15 protein-coding genes, 1 pseudogene and 1 other annotated feature are annotated in these 22,346 nt (G+C 46.9%); of the genes and pseudogenes, 15 read left to right on the forward strand and 1 reads right to left on the reverse strand.

Going from position 1 to position 22,346, the window contains the following annotated elements; genetic code table 11:
- Positions 1 to 111 precede the first annotated feature (111 nt).
- Both CRG97_RS14235 and CRG97_RS14240 read left to right on the forward strand, forming a co-directional pair.
- Complete coding sequence (locus CRG97_RS14235; protein ID WP_098743941.1) at positions 112 to 792, forward strand: Crp/Fnr family transcriptional regulator; 681 nt, start codon at positions 112 to 114, stop codon at positions 790 to 792.
- Positions 793 to 883: 91 nt separating this feature from the next.
- Positions 884 to 1,732 carry a DNA alkylation repair protein gene (locus tag CRG97_RS14240; protein ID WP_098743944.1) on the forward strand — a complete coding sequence of 283 codons (849 nt, stop codon included), beginning with the start codon at positions 884 to 886 and terminating at the stop codon, positions 1,730 to 1,732.
- A 115-nt stretch (positions 1,733 to 1,847) separates the two neighbouring features.
- On the opposite strand, the gene CRG97_RS14245 is transcribed toward CRG97_RS14240, so the two are convergent.
- Positions 1,848 to 3,638: a hypothetical protein gene (locus tag CRG97_RS14245; protein ID WP_098743947.1), complete on the reverse strand. Its 1,791-nt coding sequence runs from the start codon at positions 3,636 to 3,638 to the stop codon at positions 1,848 to 1,850.
- Between the two features lie 490 nt (positions 3,639 to 4,128).
- On the opposite strand from CRG97_RS14245, the gene CRG97_RS14250 reads away from it, so the two are divergent.
- The 13 genes and pseudogenes from CRG97_RS14250 to nhaC all read left to right on the forward strand — a co-directional run bounded on the left by CRG97_RS14250 (position 4,129) and on the right by nhaC (position 22,220).
- Complete coding sequence (locus CRG97_RS14250) at positions 4,129 to 4,542, forward strand: YugN-like family protein (protein ID WP_098743949.1); 414 nt, start codon at positions 4,129 to 4,131, stop codon at positions 4,540 to 4,542.
- Positions 4,543 to 4,816: 274 nt separating this feature from the next.
- Positions 4,817 to 8,270, forward strand: a pseudogene (locus CRG97_RS14255) (glycoside hydrolase family 2 TIM barrel-domain containing protein).
- A 150-nt stretch (positions 8,271 to 8,420) separates the two neighbouring features.
- Positions 8,421 to 10,805: a polyprenyl synthetase family protein gene (locus tag CRG97_RS14260; RefSeq protein WP_098743952.1), complete on the forward strand. Its 2,385-nt coding sequence runs from the start codon at positions 8,421 to 8,423 to the stop codon at positions 10,803 to 10,805.
- Positions 10,806 to 11,017: 212 nt separating this feature from the next.
- Complete coding sequence (locus CRG97_RS14265) at positions 11,018 to 11,800, forward strand: alpha/beta fold hydrolase (protein WP_098743954.1); 783 nt, start codon at positions 11,018 to 11,020, stop codon at positions 11,798 to 11,800.
- A gap of 150 nt (positions 11,801 to 11,950) precedes the next feature.
- The gene (locus tag CRG97_RS14270; RefSeq protein WP_098745101.1) at positions 11,951 to 12,814 is read left to right on the forward strand and encodes an alpha/beta fold hydrolase; all 864 of its coding nucleotides are present in this window, start codon (positions 11,951 to 11,953) and stop codon (positions 12,812 to 12,814) included.
- A 130-nt stretch (positions 12,815 to 12,944) separates the two neighbouring features.
- On the forward strand, positions 12,945 to 14,282 hold the full coding sequence (locus tag CRG97_RS14275) for an AraC family transcriptional regulator (protein WP_098743957.1): 1,338 nt from the start codon (positions 12,945 to 12,947) through the stop codon (positions 14,280 to 14,282).
- 114 nt (positions 14,283 to 14,396) lie between these two features.
- A complete protein-coding gene (locus CRG97_RS14280; RefSeq protein WP_098745104.1) occupies positions 14,397 to 14,807 on the forward strand; it encodes a VOC family protein in 411 nt (136 codons plus the stop codon).
- Positions 14,808 to 15,316: 509 nt separating this feature from the next.
- Positions 15,317 to 16,552, forward strand: coding sequence for an RICIN domain-containing protein (locus tag CRG97_RS14285; protein ID WP_481856192.1), 1,236 nt, complete (start codon positions 15,317 to 15,319; stop codon positions 16,550 to 16,552).
- Between the two features lie 57 nt (positions 16,553 to 16,609).
- Complete coding sequence (locus CRG97_RS14290) at positions 16,610 to 16,783, forward strand: hypothetical protein (protein ID WP_202618924.1); 174 nt, start codon at positions 16,610 to 16,612, stop codon at positions 16,781 to 16,783.
- Between the two features lie 329 nt (positions 16,784 to 17,112).
- Positions 17,113 to 17,763: a phosphatase PAP2 family protein gene (locus CRG97_RS14295; protein ID WP_098743962.1), complete on the forward strand. Its 651-nt coding sequence runs from the start codon at positions 17,113 to 17,115 to the stop codon at positions 17,761 to 17,763.
- Between the two features lie 122 nt (positions 17,764 to 17,885).
- Positions 17,886 to 18,953 carry a hypothetical protein gene (locus CRG97_RS14300; protein WP_098743965.1) on the forward strand — a complete coding sequence of 356 codons (1,068 nt, stop codon included), beginning with the start codon at positions 17,886 to 17,888 and terminating at the stop codon, positions 18,951 to 18,953.
- 112 nt (positions 18,954 to 19,065) lie between these two features.
- Positions 19,066 to 19,330 (forward strand) — a binding site (T-box leader).
- A gap of 195 nt (positions 19,331 to 19,525) precedes the next feature.
- Positions 19,526 to 20,611 (forward strand): aspartate-semialdehyde dehydrogenase, encoded by a 1,086-nt coding sequence (gene asd / locus CRG97_RS14305; protein ID WP_098743967.1) that lies wholly within the window; start codon positions 19,526 to 19,528, stop codon positions 20,609 to 20,611.
- A 232-nt stretch (positions 20,612 to 20,843) separates the two neighbouring features.
- Positions 20,844 to 22,220, forward strand: a complete 1,377-nt coding sequence (nhaC, locus tag CRG97_RS14310; protein ID WP_098743970.1) for a Na+/H+ antiporter NhaC — start codon at positions 20,844 to 20,846, stop codon at positions 22,218 to 22,220.
- Positions 22,221 to 22,346 lie beyond the last annotated feature (126 nt).

Consider the following 22,346-nt stretch of genomic DNA (forward strand, 5'->3'; position numbering starts at 1 on the left):
AGAAATCAGGCTTTTTTGCCATGATATTGCTAGATGGGTGGCCACTAGCAGCAGAAAAATTATACAATACATGAAAGAGCCTATGCGGGCATATGATCTCGGAGGTAAATCATGAGTAACATTCAATATCTGTCGCAATTCAACTTGCTTCATTCCTTATCGAAAGATGATTTGGTCGTGATGGATGAGCTGACCTCGATTACAATCTATCCTAAGCATACATTCATTCAAACACCGCAAACCTTCACGGAACGATTATATTTTGTGAAAAAGGGAAGAGTTCGCTTGTACAGGTTAAACTCAGAAGGAAAGCAATTTACGCTGGACATATTGGGTGAAGGGAATGTGTTTGGTGAATTAAACGGTTTATCGCTCGGTACACGGGAAGTGTTCATTGAAACGCTGGTAGAAAGCGATATCTGTATGATCGATCAGCGGCGATTCGAGAGCTTTCTAATCGAACACCCTCCATTCATGCTCAATATGATGAAGGTCTTGAGTGAACGTTTGGTACATATGAGCAGTCTTGCGCAAAACCTGGCGCTGGGTAAACTTCATGAAAAGATTCTGCACGTGATCGTAAACCTGTCCAATCAATTTGATCTGGAGCGTAGCGGCGAGTACTACAGAATCGACCTGCCACTGACGCATCAAGAAATTGCGAATTTGGTCGGAGCAACTCGGGAGGCTGTCACTTTGGTATTAAAAGAGCTATCGGAAGCAAAAGTGATCAAGACCGGATTTCGAACGATTTATATTCATCGGGATTATGCCGTGACGAGATTAAGCTGAACAATGTAAGTTGTAAGCTGCATTACATCCATGAATCCGAATCCGGTTTATCCTGTAACTTAACATAATAGATTAAGGAGATTGGATCGGGATGGAAATCAACGATAAAGAAATTTCGATAAACCATGCATTATTGCACAGGAAAGGTGCTCGTAAGGTGAATGAAGTTCCTGAAGAAGTTAAAGTGCTTCTACAGCAAGGGCGATTGGAAACGGTGAATTTGACCGAATGGCTTGCCGTAGATCACTTGAGCTTGCTGAACAATGTATTGGACGAGTTTGGATTGCAGAAACAGAGAGAGGAAATGTTATCGAGGTTGGTTCAGGTCGAAGACAAGGTGACAAAAATCATCCCGGCCATTGCCGATTCCTGGATGAATCTGCTGGAGCCAATGCCGAAGACGGAGAAATTGGTTATCGTAAGCAGATTGTCCAAACACCGCTCAGATAGCGTGCGCTGCTGGGCAGCCTATATGGTTGGTTTAGATCAGCTGGACCTGGAACAGAAGCTGGACCGAATCAAGGCGTTTGCAGCAGATGAACATTTTGGCGTGCGTGAAATATCATGGATGGCGGTTAGGGAATCTGTCGCCAGCGAATTAAGACAATCTATACGATTATTATCGTCTTGGGTTCATGACAACAATATGTGCATTAGGAGATTTGCAATTGAAGTGACTCGTCCGCAAGGCGTCTGGGCCAAACATATTGCCGAACTAAAAGAGAACCCGGACATTGCTCGGCCGCTATTGGATGCGGTGAAATCCGATCCGGTCAAATATGTGCAGGATTCTGTAGCGAATTGGCTTAACGATGCCAGTAAAACGAATCCGGATTGGGTGATTCAGCTATGCCGGGAGTGGCAGTCATTTTCCAGAACCAAGGAAACCGAGCGTATTGTAAAGCGAGCCCAGAGAACGCTTGCGAAGAAGAATACATGAGACTGTGAAGTTTATGTATCCCCTGTTGTTAAGCGCAAATCACGCCGCCTGAAGCGTCAATAAAATAACCCCATGGCTCGTTCAAGAGCGATGGGGTTATTCAGTTTCTTACCTCTTAAGGCTTAGCATTCTTCCAATAAGTATAAGCATGCACTAAGCTACCGGTAAAGGAAGGTGAGTCCTTCAATAATTCAGGCAGCTTGGCAAGCTCTTCCTCCATGTAAGCTGCTCCTTCTTCATAGAAGGTAATATGATCGCCTTCATGGCTGGCTTTGATCTCGACGGAAATCTTGATCGGTTTGCCCAGTTCATCGGCAAATGCAATCTCTTCCTTAGCGACTGCGACAATCCCGTTCGATCCTTCCGCTACATCCCGGAAGGCCATGAGTGAAACATGGTCCATTCGGTTGATCATCCACTTGCTGAGCGACATATCTTGACCGGTAACTTTGTATTTATCCAGCCACACGGCCATATCCATACTTGCTTCCAGATTGGAATCCTTTTTCAATTCCGTAACAAAGGCATCCAGATTCGCGGTCCATTCGGAAATAACCTGTTGCGAATTTTCCCTCCACGCAGGCAGCACATAAGGCTCAATGTCCAAATGAATGCCATGAAAACGCTCATTGCCTTCCACAGCGCGATTGTAGTTCTTTACGTAATTGACCAATCGCAGCATTCTGGGCCGGTTCTCCTCAAGTGCCCATATCGGATGGCCACCCATGGCATGAACCTCGATTCCGGCAGCAGCCGCTTGTTTTACAAACGATGAGTACGAACTGTACGGTTGCTCCAGGTCCAGCCTTACATACAACCAGTTCAAGTTTTTCTCTTTCGCAAAATCAAGAATTTCCTGACTGTTTTGAATCACTTCATGCGCTTCCCATATATACGTGCCTCTTACGATAGGGTCCCGTGTAACCGGATCCGCATCTGGCACGCGACCGCCTTCTCCCGGTTCAGGATTCGGATCGGGGTCCGGTGATGGGGAAGTAGGTTCGTTATCGTCTGGCGGTACGCTCTCATCATTGGACATGTTTTGCCAGTTGCGAATATCGTGGATAGCGATCCCGGCAAAGGATGCATATGAACCGAGCACACTGGACAGATGCTCCAGTTTCTCGTTCATTCTTTCCTTACCATGTCCATAAAAGCTGGTGTGAGGCTCGCCCGGCATTTCCTTCGTGTTAACCCCAATAAGAATCTGCTTACCAAGCCTGTTGGCAAGCTCAAGCTCATCTCGCGTCAGGTCCAGTATTCCATGCTCGGATTCTACTTCGTTCCGGTAGGCCATCACGGTAACCTGGTCAAATGTACGGATCAGCCATTCATTCAGATTGGTGCCATTCCCCAAGGAGTATTGATCAAACCAGAAGGGGATGTCGATTCCGAGTTCCAGTTCGTTCCCGGATACTTGATTCAGGAACACCTCCAGATTTTGTTCCCAGGTGCTGATGATCTTGTCCTTCTCGTCCTCCCACTGAGCAAGTACATACGGCTCTATATCAAGATGGATTCCGTCAAATCGGGCACCGGCCGAAACCTTGCCGTTATAGTTCACCACCCAATCCGCGAGTCCGAGCATATCTTCCCGATGTTCGGTGAGGGCCCATCTTGGATCTCCACCTAAACCATGCACTGCGATTTGATTCTCATGCGCGCGCTGTATAAATGCCTCGTAAATTTCGGAAGGCAGTTGACGATCAATCTGTAAGTAGATTAGATTAATTCCCTCTTCTCTGGAAAAACGAAGCAGTTCTTCGCCGCCATCCTGAATCAGATTCGTCTGCCAGATCCAAGTTGCTTTTTTTGTAGCATTTTCCCCATAAGCCGGGGTATGAAGCCCCACCAGAAGCATGACAGCCAAGAGACTGGCAAGCATCGGGTAACCTTTCACTTTCATGTTTTCCCTCCGTTTCTCTGCGAGAACTCCACGTATTCTCTATTTAGTAAACGGGGTTATTATAGCATTGATACCTCAAAAAAAGATGAGCCCTTGTTCTTACGGGACGGGTAGCAAGGAACACATCGAACGAATGATCGGTTTAAAAGGAACTACGCTATATTTGGTAAAGTTTAACTAAATGATATAGATTATATGAATTTGAACAAAATTAAGGCTAACTACTCAGGAAGAAAGTTGTGTTTTTGACTTCGATATGGCCTAGTGTCACTGTTTTAATGACGAACGTCATTAAATTTATGGGTTTTGAAGGAGATTCGAAAGCATACATCATAGCGACTAGTAATTTAAGGGAGGGTGCCACTAGTCAGAGGCCGAAAGTGAGACTCAGCATATGGAAATGATTCGTCATGTTGAATTTGTAAAAGACACCCGTATACGGCTTGGAATTCAAGTCCATCCTAGAACTAAAAACATAAGGTGGGCGCACATGATAAATTTGGAATCGAGATTGGAGAATATCGAAGACCGTTTTGTGAATATAGATACCTATCTATGTAAACATGATTTTACGTTAGCCGGCAATTGGGATTACAAGCATGGTTATCTGGACCGGCGCTTGGATCAGGAGCGGATGGTGTGGCTTCGGATCCCTTTTCTGGTAACCAAAGGCAGCTTAGATGGCGAATGCGGCGGCTGCCATGCTACGATAAAGCTCGGCCGTCCATTCGTGTTTAGACATATATACAATACGGGAACCGACAAGCATGCGGCACCTCGTTTATTGGGAGCTCTCTTTGATCAATTCCAGGCTCCGATCGACCCTGACGCATCGGTGGACGATATGTGGATTGAACAAGCAAGACAAGTTTTGGACGAAGTGGAGACAGGGTACTTGCAGTAACACTCGGAGCTAGTCGTGGAGATCGAGTTTTCTTGATCTCTTTTTCATATTTACATCATAACAAGCAAGGAGCTCTGGCGCATGCTGCAGCCAAAGGGCTCCTTTTTGTATGAGCAGAAAGAAATATGGAGATTAAAGAATATCCTTTGAAAACTTTAGAACTTTTGTAAGGCTGGCTCAAATGATAAAGCATCCTGATATAGTAGGATAGACTGGCTTCAATATGCTGCTTACATTGGATTTATTAAATAAATGAAGAAGGTGGATACCACTCATGAACAAAAACACATTGTTTAATGATGGATGGACATTTGCAAAAAGCAGTCTTGACCTTACGGATTCGGCGAATCTTATATTCCAACCCGTGGATATTCCCCATGATTGGCTTATTTATAACACGGAGAATTTATATGAAAACAGCATGGGTTGGTACCGGAAGCAATGGTCGTGGAATCGCGAAGGCACCCAGGTTCTGCTGTGTTTTGACGGTGTGTATATGGATTCTTCGGTTTATGTCAATGGTCATTACGTGGGTGAATGGAAATATGGATATTCCTCCTTTGAACACGAAATCACGGATTTCCTGGTCGAAGGGGAGAATATCATCGTTGTGAAGGTTGTACACCAAAGTCCAAACAGCCGATGGTATTCGGGCGCGGGCATTTATCGTAATGTGTGGTTAAAGACAAGGGAAGCGAACCATATCGCAACAGATGGTATTTACATATCAACAAAATGTCAGGGAAATGGATGGTTGGTCGAAGTCGAAACGGAAGTGAACATCGTGAATGATGTGCTTATCAACCACATGATCACGAAGGATGGTCAGAGGATCGCAGAAGTGTCAGATCGCGTCAACGCTAGCAGTACTGGCAATATAACGAATACGCAAACTTTAGCTGTAGAGCGTCCATTGCTCTGGAGCCCGGATGAACCTCATTTGTATCAGTTGGTTACCGAAATGCGGGTGATTGGAACAGATTATCCGGCAGACCAGCATGATGAAATTGTAGAATCGGTAACGCACAACGTGGGAATCCGCCATATCCAGCTTGATCCGAATCAGGGGTTCCTACTGAACGGCAGCAAACTGAAATTATACGGCGTATGCGAGCATCATGATCTTGGAGCCTTGGGAGCAGCGTTCAACAAAACGGCCTTAGCCAGAAGATTCGCCATTCTGAAAGACATGGGAGCTAACGCGATCCGCACCGCACACAATATGCCTGCTAAGGAATGGATGGATCTTGCGGATGAAATGGGGCTGCTGATCGTATCGGAAGCCTTTGATATGTGGGAACGACCGAAAACCCCTTATGATTATGCAAGGTTTTTTCCGGATTGGGTTCAGCGTGACGTGAGGAGCTGGGTCAAGCGGGACCGGAACCATCCGTCCCTTATAATGTGGAGTATCGGTAATGAAATATATGATACCCATGCGGATGAGAGAGGTCAGGCTATAACAAGAATGCTGATGGCAGAGGTTAAGCGATACGATCCGAAGCAAAATGCAAGCGTTACCATCGGATCGAATTATATGCCTTGGGAGAACGCGCAGCAATGTGCAGACATCGTAAAGGCGGCAGGTTATAACTATGCCGAAAAATATTACGAGAAGCATCATCAGGAACATCCGGATTGGATAATCTATGGCAGCGAGACCGCGTCGGTCGTACAAAGCAGAGGCATCTATCATTTCCCGTATGAGAAATCCATTCTAGCCGATGATGACGAGCAGTGTTCCTCCCTGGGAAACAGCTCGACCAGTTGGGGAGCGAAATCGGCAGAGGCGTGCATTCTGGCTGAGCGGGATACGCCTTTCTCGCTGGGACAGTTTATATGGACCGGATTCGATTATATTGGAGAACCTACGCCGTATCATACCAAAAACTCTTATTTTGGTCAGATGGATACGGCAACCTTCAAGAAGGATTCCTATTATATCTATCAAGCGGCCTGGACGGATTATAAAACAAAGCCCTTGGTGCATCTGCTGCCATACTGGGATTTCAACGACGGTCAAATGATCGATGTTCGCATCTGTTCCAATGCGCCAAGGGTCGAGTTGCAGCTTAATGGGGAAACCATCGGTAAACATGATATTGACCATGCACACGGAAGACAGCTTGTGGGCTGGTGGGAGATTCCTTATGTGAAAGGCGAATTGAAAAGCGATCGCTTATGACGAAGCAGGACGTATCGTGGCTACGGATATACGAACCTCTTTTGGCGATGCCAAGGGCATTATTTTGCGCCCGGATAAGGAAGAATTAACAGCCGATGGAGCAGACCTCATCTTCGTCGAAATCGCGATGGAAGATGAGAACGGCCATGCTGTCGAGAACGCGAATAACCGGGTGGAGGTCCATGTCACGGGTGTCGGACGATTGCTTGGACTCGATAATGGGGACAGCACGGATTACGATCCGTATAAAGGCCGAAGCAGAAGGCTGTTCAGCGGCAAGTTGATGGCGATCATCGGATCCACATTGGAGGCTGGCCAAATTCAAATCGAAGTGTCTTCGATTGGTTTGGAGAGCCGATGCCTACATTTGACATCCATTCCCGCACAGGAAGAAGTGACAACGGGCATATCAGCAAGCGTGAGTAACGAAGAGGGGCCGTGCCTGACGGGAAGCATGCTTGAGCTTCCGCTTCGCAAGATTGAACTGATCAGCGAAGGAGGTCAAACATTTCATCCGTCCAATCGGCAAGTGGTGGTGCGTGCCGTGTTACATCCGCCGGAAACCTCTTATCAAGAGGTTGAATGGGCTGTCGTGAATGATGCCGGCATCGAATCCAATATCGCCCGTGTGGAAGCCGATGGTCATGAAGCCATCGTGACTGCTCTTGGCGACGGTGAGTTTCGTTTGAGGTGTACGAGTCGGAACGGGACGGATAAGACCAAGCTCATATCTCAGCTTGAATTTCAAGTTGACGGTTTGGGTGCGGCGTACAAAGACCCATACTCCTTCATTTCGGCAGGACTGTATGACTACAGTCAAGGTGATGTGGGAAACGGGAACGATAGAGGCGTAGCTACGAGCAGAGACGGCGAGACGCAAGTCGGATTTCGGGACATCGATTTCGGTCCCCATGGCTCTGATACGATAACCGTTCCGATATTTGCACTTTCAAGCGAAGCCTACTCGCTGCAAATCTGGGAAGGCATGCCCGGTGAGGAGGGTAGCTGCTTGCTGGCCGATTGTATTTATCAGAAAGAGTCCAAGTGGAACGTGTATCAGGACGAAACCTACCGGTTGTCCAAGAAGCTGCGCGGCATCACGTCAATATGCTTTGTCCTTCGTCAGAAGGTGCACATCAAAGGGTTTTATTTTCACGTGGGGAATAGAGCCTTCGAGCAGAATTTTGCCGCAGATTGCGATCGGATCTATGGAGATACCTTTACGATTATGGACAACAAGGTTGTTGAAGGTATAGGAAATAATGTTTCCCTCGAGTTTGACCCGATGGATTTCTCAGAAGAAGGTGCATCGAAACTGATTGTATACGGCCGTTTGGCCATAGATAAGAACACGATTCATATCCGGTTTGTAAATTCGGAAGGAGAAAGCAACCAGCTTGTTGAATTTACGCGGTCTGATGGATACGAAGAGCAAGTGTTCAATCTGGAGCATGTAACCGGCAAACAGAAGGTGACGTTCATCTTCCTGCCGGGAAGCCAGTTTGATTTTGGCTGGTTCCGGTTTGTACGACCAGATTCATAATACAGAGTAATCGCTATGGACTTCTGGATTTAGGCTATCGATTTGTTTCAACGCTGAAACTGAAATGTAACCCGATTGAAACTTCTACGTATATAGGTTATAAACATGGGTACATGTTAAACACTTAAAGAAGTTGAGGGATTCCATCATATGAATGTGGCGTATACAGATTATGCCGATACGGGATATCGGCGGGCTGAACAGAAGGCAGCTCAGTATTTTGCATCACTTTATGTACAGGTTAAGGAAAAGAGTTATGTGCCGATCCTGACAGAAGACATTCTATTGTGGAAAAGGAAGCATATTCATCGTCCTTCATGGCTGTCTTTTTTATTGCCGGGAAAGAAGAAACCGGATACCCGGGATTATCATAGATATATCGGATGGCTCCATTATACAGGTGAATTGGATGATTACTTGGATCGGAGCATTTCCTATATTTATATGAGGGATCTGGGTATGGCCCTGGACTCGCCTGACACGAAGGCCAGAATACGGCGCGTTGTTGGCGATACCAAAAAACTTCTGCTTCGCTCCACCAGTACGAACGGAGGAAACACCCCGGATTATATGAGTTTGGCCGGACTGTACCGATGGGCCCAGAAGGAAGGTATCGAAAATGCCGTCATTTGGGTCATTAACAAACTGAAGCATGTGGCGACCCATATTCCGGAGGAGATGGATGCGGACCAAGCCCAACGCAAATTGATCAAAATTATCGTCGGTGTTGTAATGCATGTCATTGAAGATATGGGGGCAGAGACTTCGCCCGCGGAGCGTTCAGCCCGCCTTGATGATGCCATCCGATTGGGTTATTCCTACGGGTTGACCTATCCTTTTATAGACGATTTGCTCGATTCGGGGGTCTTGAACGCTCAGGAGAAGGAACAATACTCCCAAATGATACGTCAGGCGCTTCTCACTGGAACGGTTCCGGAGATGGGTCAGTGGAGCGGGAAAAACATGGATCTCGTTCATTTCGTTCATAAGGAGCTTCGAGATGCATTTGAGTATATTCAGGGACACCAACGCCCGGAAACGCAGCAGGTTTTTTTTGAGCAGTCTAATGTGTTTTTTCATTCCCAGCATATTGACCGTATTAAGGATCTCGCCAATCCCAATTACAGCAACGAGGAATTATATCTGCCGATCATTCTGAAATCATCGTCCTCCCGATTGATCGTCCGTTCCGTCATCAGCGCGTCGGCGGATGAAGGTTTTGAGGACCGGACATTCTTTTACGGTATCTACAACCAGCTGGCCGATGATTTTGCCGATATGTTTCAGGATATGGAAGACGGAGCGGTAACACCGTATACTTACTATTTAAAATATCGCGGGCAGCGTACGGATCTTATCAATCCTTTTGAAATGTATTGGGCGGTTATCTCTCACCTGATTCATAACGTGTATCGCTCGGACGCCAAGACGCGAGAGGTAATGCTGGACCGGGCCATCAATGGCCTGAAGCGTTGTAAAGAACGAGTCGGGGCTGAGAAATATCATGAAATCATGGATATTTTTGCATCCGGGAACCCGGAATTTAATCGGCTCATCCAGCAAATGGTTCTAAAAGCCGATCAGGTGGATTTCTTCGATAAATTGCTGCGGGACCAGATGGTTACGGTGCTCCGAAACGAGCGGAAGGAAAAGGATCTTTTTATCGATACCTTTAAAACCGTTCGGAATGAGATCAACAACAGCTTGCAAATTGCGAAACTCCCGGGCATTCCTCCAATGAAAGAGTCGTTGATTGATGCCGCCAATTATACGCTTGAAGGGGACGGCAAACGTCTAAGACCTACCTTGACTTGGGTCATGGCCGTGAACGAATACGGACTGCGAGCTTCCGCCATCGTGCCTCTGCTAAGGTCGCTTGAATACATGCATACTGCTTCCCTGATATTCGATGATTTGCCGACCCAGGATAACGCCTCTACCCGTAGAGGGCGACCGACCTTGCATCGGGTTCATGATAGCGCCACGGCGGAAATCACCGGTTTGTTCCTGATTCAGAAGGCCATCGAAGAACAATCGTCCCTTGAAGGGTTTGATCCCAAAACGGTGCTGAAGCTGATTCAATATTCGTCCCAGCGGGCTGGAGATATGTGTTCGGGCCAGGCGATGGATTTGAATTCAAAAGGGAAGGCATTGTCCTTGGAGGAGTTGAATACGGTCTGTTATTACAAGACGGGTATTGCGTTTGAGGCATCTCTCGTTATGCCTGCCATCCTTGCTCAGGTGAAGGAGACCGAAATTGCGACACTGAAGAAATTTGCTTACCATGCGGGCATAGCCTTTCAAATCCAGGATGATTTGCTTGATGTGCAGGGGAATTTGGAGCAGCTCGGGAAACCCGGAGGACAGGATGCGGAGAACAACACATCAACCTTTGTGAGCATCTTGGGTCAGGAAGGCGCCAGTCGGGAAATGTGGGAGCATTATTGCCAGGCCATGGAGGCGCTGCAGGAGATGCCGCGCAATACGGCGTTTCTCAAGCATTTATTAAATTACATGGTAAATCGAGACCGTTAAATTGCTTACTATATTGTTGAATGATGAGAAAATATCCAGTGAGGAAGTGTTGGCGTGAGTGCCAGCACTTTTTTTTGGTTCCGACTTTCGTGTAGGCCCATGCGTGTTACAAGGATGGTTTTGTGCAAAAGCAGCAATCCAGAAGAAATACGGCGCTTTCCCTAAAGATATAATCAGTCTAACCTTACTTGGAAAGGATTGGAGTGTAATTTATGAAAACGACCATATCAAAAGACGGCACCAGCCTGGCTTACGATGTGTATGGCAGCGGACCTGCGCTTGTATTTATTACAGGGGCTACATGCTTTCGTTCCTTCGAGCCTGTATTGCACGATGCGCAAGTATTTGCCCAGGCATTCACCGTTTACAATTATGACCGAAGAGGGCGCGGTGACAGTGGCAACACTTTGCCGTACTCGATGGAGCGAGAAATCGAAGATATTGAAGCCATCATTGAGGCAGCGGGTGGCTCCGCTTACCTGTACGGGCATTCCTCCGGAGCGATCCTTGCCCTTGAAGCCGCCATGCGGCTGGGAGACAAAGTAAACAAGGCAGTCCTGTATGACCCGGCTTATGCACACGATGAGGCAGATCAGTTGGAATTCAAAGGATTGATTCATGGGTTAAACCAGCTGTTTGAAGGGGGGAAGTATGACGAAGCCATAAGTCTATTTTTGGAGGGAATCGGTATCCCGAAGGAAGTGATTGCCGGAATGCAGCATTCGCCTCAATGGGCCATCATGACTGCACTCGCGCCTACGCTTGCCTATGATACGCTTTTAGCCAGTGACCTGCCGCCGCTTGAAAGAGCGTCCCGTCTGACCACACCGATCCGTATCATTGTTGGCGAGCAAAGTCCTGTATCCATGCTGGAGGTTGGAAACCAATTAAGCCGAGCTATTCCAAACGCCAAAAACACGATACTAGAGGGCCAAGACCATATGCCGGATCCGGAATTGTTGCTGCCATTACTCTCAAGCTTTCTTCACAAGTAGGTGAAGTGGAGAAGAATAAAGGCTTTCCACCCGGAAAGTCTTTTTTCCATGGAGAATCAACGAAACTGGGAAGCGCAACCGATTGAGGATAATTCGACAAATGGACTATAATCTCAGGTAAGTATGGTTTATTGAGAGGTTGTGATTCTTCTGGATCGTAAAGTGAAACGTCTGAGCGTTGGGGAAATAACTTTGGAATATACTGTTGTAGGTAAGGGTGTGAATATACTAGTATTTCATGGTGGACACTCAAGCTGCATTGAAGAATTCGGGTACCAGACATTGTTGTCCTCCGGATATTCGGTCATTACTCCATCAAGAGCAGGCTACGGTAAGACTTCACCGGTACAGGACTTGAAAAAAATGTGCGGAATCTATCAAGCGTTGTTAGATCATCTGCAGATAAAAAAAGTACATATTATAGCAGTATCGGCGGGTGGACCAACCGGTGTTTGCTTTGCGGCTATGTTTCCTGACCGTGTTGCAAGTTTGACACTTCAGAGTGCCGTCACTAAACCCTGGCTCAAACCCCAAGACAAAGAATATAAACTGGGACGTCGTATTTTTAAACCCAGCGTTGAGAAAAAAACGTGGAACATGATTGCATTAATAAACAATATACTGCCACGAACTACATTCAAATTAATGCTGCCATCCTTTTCCAAGCTCCGTTTTAGTGAAATCCGCGAAAGACTTGATGAGAAATCATTGGAGGAGTTTCGAAAAATGAATAACAGACAACGTTCCTATTCAGGATTCCTCATTGATTTGGAACAGTCACAAACCGATTATACGAACGAATTAAGGAGTATTCGTGCACCGACGCTGATCCAGCATAGTAAAAATGATAGTGTTGTCCCCTTAACTCATGTTGAGCAAGCTCAATCTTGTATTCCACATGCAGAAGCTAACGTGCTCGACTCGTGGGGACATTTGATCTGGATTGGACAACATGCTCGTCATTTTGATGAAAGACTGTTACATTTCTTATCCAGTAACCAAATTTACGAATAAGATTGCATTTCTGTTTTAAACAGATCATTCATCTCATTTTTTTGATAAAAAAGTACAGTTCTTGCTCCAAGGAATTTGGTATGATGACCTCATAGCCAATCCACATAGATAGGGGGCAAAAGAACTTGAAATGCAGAGCGGTGAAATCGTTCAACGCGCCATAGATTATATCGAAGATCATCTAACGGAAACGCTGACACTCGAGGAAATTGCCGGCGTGGCGGCCATGTCATTGCCAAATTTATACCGATTGTTTCATAGCCTGACAGGACACCCCATCAAGGAGTACATACGTAAACGCAGAATCAACGAAGCCGCCATCTGCTTGCGGGATACCGACTTGCCGACAATCGATATCGGATACCGCTGCGGATTTGAGTCCTATCAGGCATTCATTAAAACTTTCAAGAGGCTCACGGGACTGACCCCAGGACAATACCGGAGATCTCAGTTGGTTTACAGTTTCGAACGGATGAATCTGAATGAACATGTATCCTATCTGGAAGAGAGGGACTTATCAGAACGATTTCCTGAAGTAAGGGTTATCCGTCTGAATCCTCAGAAAGGGATCGGCCATCTGTTTGTTTCCGAGTCAGAGAGTTGCATAGAAATCGCTGCGATCAATCGTTTTCGGAAACTATTGTCTTCACACCGTATCGACATTAATGGCTTGAGACTTTTCGGTTGGAACGTGGATATGGAAGGTGAGACCAAGCCATTTGGTTATCAACTGCTCGCCGTAGACTTGATGGACCAAGCAGAGATCGTGAAGCATCCGGAACTACATTTCATGGCTCATGACGGCGGCCTGTATGCAGTGGCTAGATCCCCATCGGTGGCGGAAGACAGTATTCAGAACACCTGGAACCGTTTGTTCTCCGAATGGCTGCCCCGCAGCGTGTTTGAGCAAGGTAAGCATGAATTCATTGAAGAATATGCTCTGAACCGGGATCAAATCGTTCGTATGAAGCTTTATCTTCCGGTGGAACGAAGTAAGCTGGTGAAGCGTATTGAAATCGTGGAGTTGTCTTCGCTTAAGGTGATGCGTTTTCGAAGAACGGGTGTAGACTGCGTCAAACAAGCGGATGAAGCTTCCATTTCCTGGTTATGCCGTAATGGATTAATTGAAGATTCGCGAATTCGTGTATTCATGCACTGTGACGGTGGACTGCTGGACGAAAGCTCTTCGTACGAGGTTTATATAGCCCCTCCTGAGGAGTTTCTTGCTTCCCATGAAGAAGTAGATCTACAAGTTGAGCTGGAAGGCGGAATGTATGCCTGTCTGGAGTCAGGTGCTTATGGCACAATGACAGGTGTACTTGAAAGAGTGGATCGATGGCTCGATATGTCAACTGATTACAGGCCAGATCCAGCGCGCTCTTGGTTTGCGAGTTACTTACCTAAGGAAGAGGCGGACCACGGGATTTTCAAAGTGAAGTGTTATGTTCCTGTTCAAATCATGCCATAGTCATAAGAATGGAGGGAGTTGATGAGTCGATTGCCTATCGAAAGAGTGCAGCCGGAAGGGTATCGTCCGTTTACGACACCCCGCGTGTTAAAAATGATCCATGGAGGCAAAACAATGAACGAACAAATGCAGGATGGTCACAACCATGCACAGGCTAGCCCGATTAAAAACAAAGTAGGCAGCATTTTCATTCCGGTTCGGGATATCGAAAGGTCGCGCAGCTGGTACTGCCGTGTACTCGGAATAGCGGAAGATGATTGCCAGGTGATGAATGGTCATCTATGCCCTTTGCCCATGGAAGGAACGGGCGTGATCCTGGATACCATGCCGAAGTGGGGAGGAGATCAGCCGGGGGGAGCGCCGTCTATCGATACTCCTGCGTTCATGCTGCTGACAGAGGACCTGGAAGGATCATTAGCCTACATGAAAAAGCTCGGAGTGGAACTCGTGACGGAAATTGAGCATAATCATTGGTTCGTCGTGAAGGATCCCGATGGCAACAAACTCATGATATGTCGTGAATAAGTATGGACGATATCATGTTGTCTCCAATAACCTGAATCTCCATGTGAGAGTTCAGGTTATTGTTGTTCCGTCAGACGATAATGGGGAACATAAGGGTGAACTCATCATTACGGTTGACGGTCAACAAAAACTACAAACCGATGAGCGATATTCTACGTCTATAGAGCGGAACGATTGGTGGGAATAACAAATGTGGTCGAGGGAAACTCTAAGCCGGCGCTTGCAGCCGGCTTTTATTGATAGGATAGGGATGCATAGATTGTAAAAAAATATAAATTGAGGTTGATAGTGGTATATAATGGTCTTATAATGGAAATGTAAGCGTATTATTTCAAGCGTTATATCCTCGAACAACAAGTGAATCTACCATCATAGATTGGTTGTATGGCAAACAATAGTGAACAGAAAGAGAGGTGATTCGAAGCTTCAGTAGACGGTTCGCTTGAAGAACAGCTATGAGTTGCACTGGTATCCATGAAGCCATAATCCGATGATAATTAGGAGGGAACATGATGCTAAGAAAAGGAATAAGTGTAGTTATACTGTTCAGTCTTCTGGTCGTTCTATTGCCTGTCAACAAAACCAGCGCGGCACCGAACTGGAATTTGGTATGGAGTGACGAGTTCAATGGAACCTCGCTCAATAGAGCCAATTGGACACCGGAAATCGGTACCGGCAGCGGCGGATGGGGAAACAATGAGCTGCAGTATTATACCGACCGGGCACAGAATGTGCAGGTTACTGGCGGTAACCTTGTCATTACAGCGCAGAAGGAATCCTATGGCGGAATGAATTACACCTCTGCCCGGATCAAAACCCAAGACTTGAAGAGCTTTACTTACGGGAAAGTGGAGGCACGGATCAAGCTGCCATCGGGTCAAGGCTTGTGGCCGGCATTTTGGATGCTCGGAAGCAACATCAGTTCGGTTGGCTGGCCGAAAAGCGGAGAAATTGACATTATGGAACGGGTAAACCATAACCCTTACGTGAATGGCACCGTACACTGGGATGCAGGAGGGCATGCCGATTTTGGACGAGTCTCCGGCAATTTGGATTTCTCCCAATTCCATGTCTACAGCATAGAGTGGGACTCTAAATATATCCGTTGGTTCGTGGACGGCCAGCAGTTCAATGAGTTCTATATTGAGAATGGAACCGGCAATACCGAGGAATTCCAGCGCCCGTTCTTTTTATTATTGAATCTGGCAGTTGGCGGGAATTGGCCTGGAAGTCCGAACAATTCCACGCCGTTCCCATCGCAGATGCTGGTGGATTATGTACGCGTGTATCAGGACACGGGTGCATCGAACGTTATCAGTAATGGGATTTACACGATCGGTTCCAAGGCGAGTGGCAAAGTAATGGATGTTGTGGATGTCTCCACGGCAAGCGGAGCCAAGATACAGCAATGGACCAACTACGTCGCCAATAATCAAAGGTTCAGAGTAGAGAGCACCGGAGACGGGTACTACAAGCTCACAGCCGTACACAGCGGAAAAGTTCTCGACGTGCCGAATTCATCCACATCCACTGGCGTTCAGCTGCAGCAATGGGATGATAATGGATCGAATGCGCAGCGATGGAAGATCGTTGATGTAGGCGGAGGGTATTACAAACTTGTGTCCAAGGTGAGCGGACTGGCAGTCGATGTAGCCAGTGCTTCCACAGCAGATGGGGCTGTTGTACAGCAGTGGACGGATAATGGTACGGATGCGCAGAAGTGGACGTTCACCAAAATTAACTAAACTTGGACAAGCAGCTCCGTGAGGGGCTGCTTCTTTGTGTGAGCTTAACGGAAGCGATTGAATTGTTTATGCTCGGCAGCACCGGGGCCGCGGGGAACGATTGAATTAGGGAAATATGCCGATTTTACCGTTGTGAATCCTTGCTTACATGATGATTTGGATCCGGATGAACTGCTGAAGGTGAAGATCAGAATGACGATTATCAACGGGAAAATCGGTTATACGCAGTAACTTATCCAATCGAGCAGTCCAGCAATGGACTTGCTCGATTTGTCTGTATGGTTGATTTTTACTGACATTAAGATGGGGTATTGACTTGAGCCTTGCTTAACGACATGGTATATTTTGAAGTTACCGGCAAATTCGTCGTGCAAAATGAGGGGATGATCTTAAGCTAAACGCAAGTGGAGATGAGAGACCATGGAAGTTATCCGGATTAACATTCAAACCATATGATATTACGGCTAAAATCGTTGGTTAATGTCAAAAACAGGTGGCGCAATTGCGTTGTTGTTTCAAATATTTAAAGAGACTGAAGAGTCGAAGAAGGGAGGAAGCCAATGAACTTAAAATGGAAGTCATATCTCCCGCTGCTATGGATCCTGGCCATTCCTGTGCTCAACATTTTTTATGGTGTCTTAAACCATGCACATACGCCAGTAAAAAGCTTAGTGACGGATCTTGACACTGCGATTCCGTTTGTACCGATATTCATTATACCTTATCTGGTATGGTACCCTTTTATCATTATCATGCTGTTTTTGTTCTGTGCCAGAGATCGCAATGTGTATTATCGAACACTGTTGACCCAGTGTATTGGACTAATTGCATGTTACATTATCTTTTTCTTGTTCCAGACGACGGTAGAGCGGCCGCCACTTATGGGCACAGGGGTTCTTGATTGGTTGGTAAACCTGGTGTATAGTACCGACAATCCCTACAACTGTTTCCCAAGCATCCATGTCCTGACCAGTTACTTGATGATAAGAGGGGCAGCAGCTAGTGCAGGCTTTACAAATAAAGATCGGGTTGTCGTGCATATCTTTGCTTGGTCGATCATTGTTTCCACGCTATTCGTGAAACAGCATGTCCTGCTGGACGTGGTTGGTGCCATCGCGTTAGTTGAGATTCTGTGGTTTGGGGTAGGAAGATTATCTTCAGCACTCCGGGCTAAGAATAGAGGAGTTATCGTCCGCGGGGAGAATATGTAGGAGCAATGAAAGTCCGGATGGAACGATAGCCGTTTAGCTTGAAGCATTATGTACGTAACCGATCGATAAGTGCCGTGTTTATAGGAAAGATGCCATCATCATTTACAGGAGAAGCCATAAGAATGATTCGGAACACCGAAAAGCTCATCAGAGAATTCAAGAACAATCCCAGGATGGATGGGACGATTCTGGCTTCATACTGCCGGATTACCTCCCTGTATGGTGACCGGAATGACGCAGCCACCTTATTCCGTCTGTTTGCGGAGGAGCCTTCTGATTACAAGCGTTCCCTGCTGCTCGATCCGATTATGAGATGCGGAGATCAGAGATTGGCTGAGGAAATTGCGCATGTTTGTTTTGATGGGAAGAAACTTAAGGAGAACATGCCTGGCGATATTTTGCATGTGCTCGGGTTCTTGGGCTATGACCGCATGATGGATTATATGGTGGAGTGCATAACCGCAAATGATTGGTACTTATCGAAGGCTGCCTGTATCGGCTTGATGCATCTCCCTTGCGAACGATATGGCGAGATCTTGGCTGATGAGGTGGAACGCGTTTACGGACAGCCGCTGTTTCCTGAACTTCTCCCGGCTCTATGTTTCAAATTCACCAATGCCCGAATTGTTCCCCGCCTTATGGAATGGGGGAAGCAGGCCTCTTCGGATTGCAATGCGGGATTGATCTTGGGCATCGCTGCATTTGGCCGATCGCAACAGGCGCAGATCAGACGTATTTTGATGGAGCCGAAATGGGAGATGTGTGCAACCGGAACGGGAAGCCACTGGTGGGGTTACATGTCTATGCAAATGTCCGAAATAACGTTCAGTCAGCTTATTTCGGACATGAAGGATAGGATGCCGCTGGATTTACATAAGGGTGAGACGTTAGAGGCAGAGTCGTTGATCGTTCACAGGCTGCAGGTGCTGCATGATTTGATGGAAGTGAAGCTGAGTGATAATCTTCATCCCCTCCGTTTTGCTGCGACGAATAAGGAGCTGTTCTCCGATCTCTACACGCAGTTGTTCCAATGGAGCAACGAGTATAAAGATGATTCCATGACTGGCCTGATCCAACATGTTTTGGGATACGATCACCCGTTGTTGAATCAATACATATTATTAAGAACGAGAATGGAAATGGCGATACACCGGGAAATGGAACTGGAAGCACTGCGACTTCAGCCATAAAAAGGTTCCGACAGGTGTTGATAGGAGTAACAGCTCATGAAATCAGCCGAGTTTTCCGAAAATTTTATAAATAAGGTTTACCACCGAAATGGTTTTATATATAATAATCATAACAAATGCGATGAAGAGACGAGTAAATAAACGAATTCTTGTACAGAGAGCTCCGGCAGCTGAAAAGGGGCAAAGCGTTCTTTATTGAAAAAAGACTCAGAGCAGCACACGGAACCCTCATTATGAGGAGGATGGTGTGCCAGGAGCTCCTGTTACAGAGCTAGAGTATCTGCATTACCGTGTAATGCCGTACTCGATGAGGCGAATATGGTGACATATTGGCAAATTTGGGGTGGTACCGCGAGTATAACAATCTCGTCCCTAAGACTTATGGTCTTGGGGGTGGGATTTTTTTATATCACAAGAAATATGAAGGTTCAAAGTAGGAAACCTACACGAATCGCGCCGGATTGAATAGTTATCTAGAAGAAGCTCATTTACTGCATGCTTTTGTCCGTACGGTATATCAGAGTCGATGTATGGGGAACATGACGCCACGATTGAAAGGATATGAGTAACGAATGTCAGAAAAACTTAAAGTCGGTATTGTCGGTGGAACGGGTATGGTCGGTCAACGTTTTATGCAATTGCTGGATGGGCATCCATGGTTTGAAGTCACTTCCATTTCAGCCAGCAGAAACTCAGCCGGCAAAACGTATGAAGAATCCGTTCAGGGCCGTTGGAAACTTGCGACGCCAATTCCCGAACAGGTGAAGGGCATTATCGTGCAGGATGCTTCGCAAGTGGAACAGGTAGCAGCAGAGGTTGATTTTGTATTTTGCGCGGTCGATATGAAGAAGAATGAGATTCAGGCATTGGAAGAAGCTTATGCCAAAACGGGCACGCCCGTCATTTCCAATAACTCCGCTCATCGCTGGACGCCTGACGTTCCGATGGTCATTCCGGAAATTAATCCGGGTCATATTGACGTCATTGCCGCACAGCGCAAACGTCTGGGAACGACAACCGGATTCATTGCGGTGAAGCCGAACTGCTCCATTCAGAGTTATGTACCGGCTCTGCATGCTTTGCTTGATTACAAACCCACCAATGTCGTTGCTTCCACCTATCAGGCGATTTCCGGTGCCGGCAAGAACTTCACCGATTGGCCGGATATGCTGGACAATGTGATACCGTATATCGGCGGGGAGGAAGAGAAGAGCGAGCAGGAGCCGCTTCGCATCTGGGGGAGCGTTGTGAACGGGGAGATCGTCAAAGCTCAATCCCCATTGATCACTACGCAGTGCATTCGCGTTCCCGTAACCGATGGCCATTTAGCTACCGTATTTGCCTCGTTCGTGAACAAGCCGTCGAAGGAGGAAATCCTGGACCGCTGGAAGCAGTTTAAGGGAAGACCGCAAGAGCTGAATCTCCCAAGTGCACCTAAACAATTCATTACGTATTTCGAAGAAGAGAATCGGCCGCAGACGAAGCTGGACCGTGATATCGAGCGCGGCATGGGCGTATCGGTGGGCAGATTGCGCGAGGATTCCCTCTACGATTATAAATTCGTGGGTCTCTCGCATAATACGCTGCGCGGCGCGGCTGGCGGAGCTGTTCTGATCGCCGAATTACTGAAAGCCGAAGGTTACATTCAAGCGAAATAATAACTATACCTATTAAAATAAAGGCGACTGCATCTGCAGTTGCCTTTTTATGTTCATTGTTCATGGATCGTACATTGACGAAGTTCGTACTTATCGTATATAGTGTAATTCGCGCTTCAATGCATAGAAGCAAAGAAGCCGAAAAGCATAAAAGTGAAAAAGTTCATCGTTTATAAAACAGGCGGTCGGGAAGGAACTCCCGTCACGATCATGTATAAGGAGTTTTGGCACCATGGAACGACATCTCAGTTTCTCAAAAAGCATCATTCTTATCGCGTTTATATTGGCAGTCCTTTTTGTCTCCATCTTTCTTCTAAAGGCAGAGCCGCATATACCGCTCCTGGCAACGACCGTGGGTATCGCCGCGATCCTCCGGTTGTTCGGGTTTTCCTGGAAGCAGCTCGAATCCGCGATCATTCAAGGCATTCAAACGGCGATCATGCCGATTCTCATCCTTTCGCTCATTGGCATTTTGATTGCGGTATGGATGATGAGCGGTACCGTCCCGACCATTCTATACTATGGAGTGGATTATATTGAACCGCATTATTTTGCCGTGAGCGCGTTATACGTGACCATCGTGGTGTCGATGTTTACCGGCAGCTCCTTCACGACGGTCAGCACGGTTGGCGTTGCATTCATGGGGATTGCTGTAACGACCGGGATTTCTCCGGCGCTGGCAGCAGGAGCGGTTGTCTGCGGGGCTTGCTTCGGCGATAAAATGTCACCGCTGTCCGACACAACGAACTTTGCACCGGCGGTTGCCGGCATATCCTTGTTCACCCACATTGGCAACATGATCTACACTACGGTGCCGGCCCTGATCGTGACAACGATCCTTTTCCTGCTTGCACCAACGACCAATAACCTGGATTTAACATCGATAAATCAAATCAAGGCTGCTCTGAATGACGGATTCCATATTCATTGGCTAACGTTGATATCGCCGCTTGCGGTTATTGCTTGCTCAATTAAACGGATTCCGATTCTCCCGACGCTGATCGTGGGCATTATTACCGGACTCATCGTAACGGCCTTCGTTCAGCAGCAGTCGGCAGTCGATGTTTGGTTCAGCGTCATGCAGAGCGGCTACAAGAGCACGATAGCCAACGAAACCGTGGCTTCCATTGTCAATCGCGGCGGATTGCAATCGATGATGGGGTCCGTATCGCTGATATTGATTGCGTTATCCTTGGGAGGGCTGCTTCAGCATTGCGGCGTCATTGAAGCCTTCTTCCGCAAAGTCATGCAGCCGCTGAAGCGGAAGAGCAGCATTGTCCTGATGACGGGGGCATCCTCCATTGCGGTAAATGGCATGACGGGCGAGCAATATTTATCGATCCTTTTGCCTGGTCAAATGTTCAAGGAGGAATATGTCCGCCGAGGAATTCCGGCGAAGACGTTGTCACGTACATTGGAGGATTGCGGCACGCTTGTTAACCCATTGATTCCATGGGGGGTAAGCGGCGCTTTCTTCGCTGCTACGCTTGGAATTCCGGTCATTGAATATGCGCCGTACGCAACTTTCTTGTGGTTAAGCCCGCTCTTCACGTTTGCCTATGCCTTGATACCGCGATTGCAGCGGAACTCGCTGGGCAGGAAGATATGAGGATTGCCCACCAAACATAGATCTCGATCTTGACCTTGCCTCCCGGATAGGAGGAGACAGGGTCTTTTTTATTAAAGCGATTTATACCCAACCTGTTGGTCGATTAATCTGATACGATGTAAAGTG

This window comes from Paenibacillus sp. EZ-K15 (assembly GCF_002573715.1).
Taxonomy (GTDB): domain Bacteria; phylum Bacillota; class Bacilli; order Paenibacillales; family Paenibacillaceae; genus Paenibacillus_AQ.

What these genes read in the sequence shown, in the direction of transcription:
- CRG97_RS14280 (WP_098745104.1), top strand. Translation starts at nt 14,397, where the DNA reads ATGAACGAACAAATGCAGGATGGTCACAACCATGCACAGGCTAGCCCG.
- CRG97_RS14250 (WP_098743949.1), top strand. Translation starts at nt 4,129, where the DNA reads ATGATAAATTTGGAATCGAGATTGGAGAATATCGAAGACCGTTTTGTG.
- CRG97_RS14275 (WP_098743957.1), top strand. Translation starts at nt 12,945, where the DNA reads ATGCAGAGCGGTGAAATCGTTCAACGCGCCATAGATTATATCGAAGAT.
- CRG97_RS14245 (WP_098743947.1), bottom strand. Translation starts at nt 3,638, where the DNA reads ATGAAAGTGAAAGGTTACCCGATGCTTGCCAGTCTCTTGGCTGTCATG.
- CRG97_RS14260 (WP_098743952.1), top strand. Translation starts at nt 8,421, where the DNA reads ATGAATGTGGCGTATACAGATTATGCCGATACGGGATATCGGCGGGCT.
- CRG97_RS14265 (WP_098743954.1), top strand. Translation starts at nt 11,018, where the DNA reads ATGAAAACGACCATATCAAAAGACGGCACCAGCCTGGCTTACGATGTG.
- CRG97_RS14285 (WP_481856192.1), top strand. Translation starts at nt 15,317, where the DNA reads ATGATGCTAAGAAAAGGAATAAGTGTAGTTATACTGTTCAGTCTTCTG.
- nhaC (WP_098743970.1), top strand. Translation starts at nt 20,844, where the DNA reads ATGGAACGACATCTCAGTTTCTCAAAAAGCATCATTCTTATCGCGTTT.
- CRG97_RS14240 (WP_098743944.1), top strand. Translation starts at nt 884, where the DNA reads ATGGAAATCAACGATAAAGAAATTTCGATAAACCATGCATTATTGCAC.
- CRG97_RS14235 (WP_098743941.1), top strand. Translation starts at nt 112, where the DNA reads ATGAGTAACATTCAATATCTGTCGCAATTCAACTTGCTTCATTCCTTA.
- asd (WP_098743967.1), top strand. Translation starts at nt 19,526, where the DNA reads ATGTCAGAAAAACTTAAAGTCGGTATTGTCGGTGGAACGGGTATGGTC.
- CRG97_RS14300 (WP_098743965.1), top strand. Translation starts at nt 17,886, where the DNA reads ATGATTCGGAACACCGAAAAGCTCATCAGAGAATTCAAGAACAATCCC.
- CRG97_RS14295 (WP_098743962.1), top strand. Translation starts at nt 17,113, where the DNA reads ATGAACTTAAAATGGAAGTCATATCTCCCGCTGCTATGGATCCTGGCC.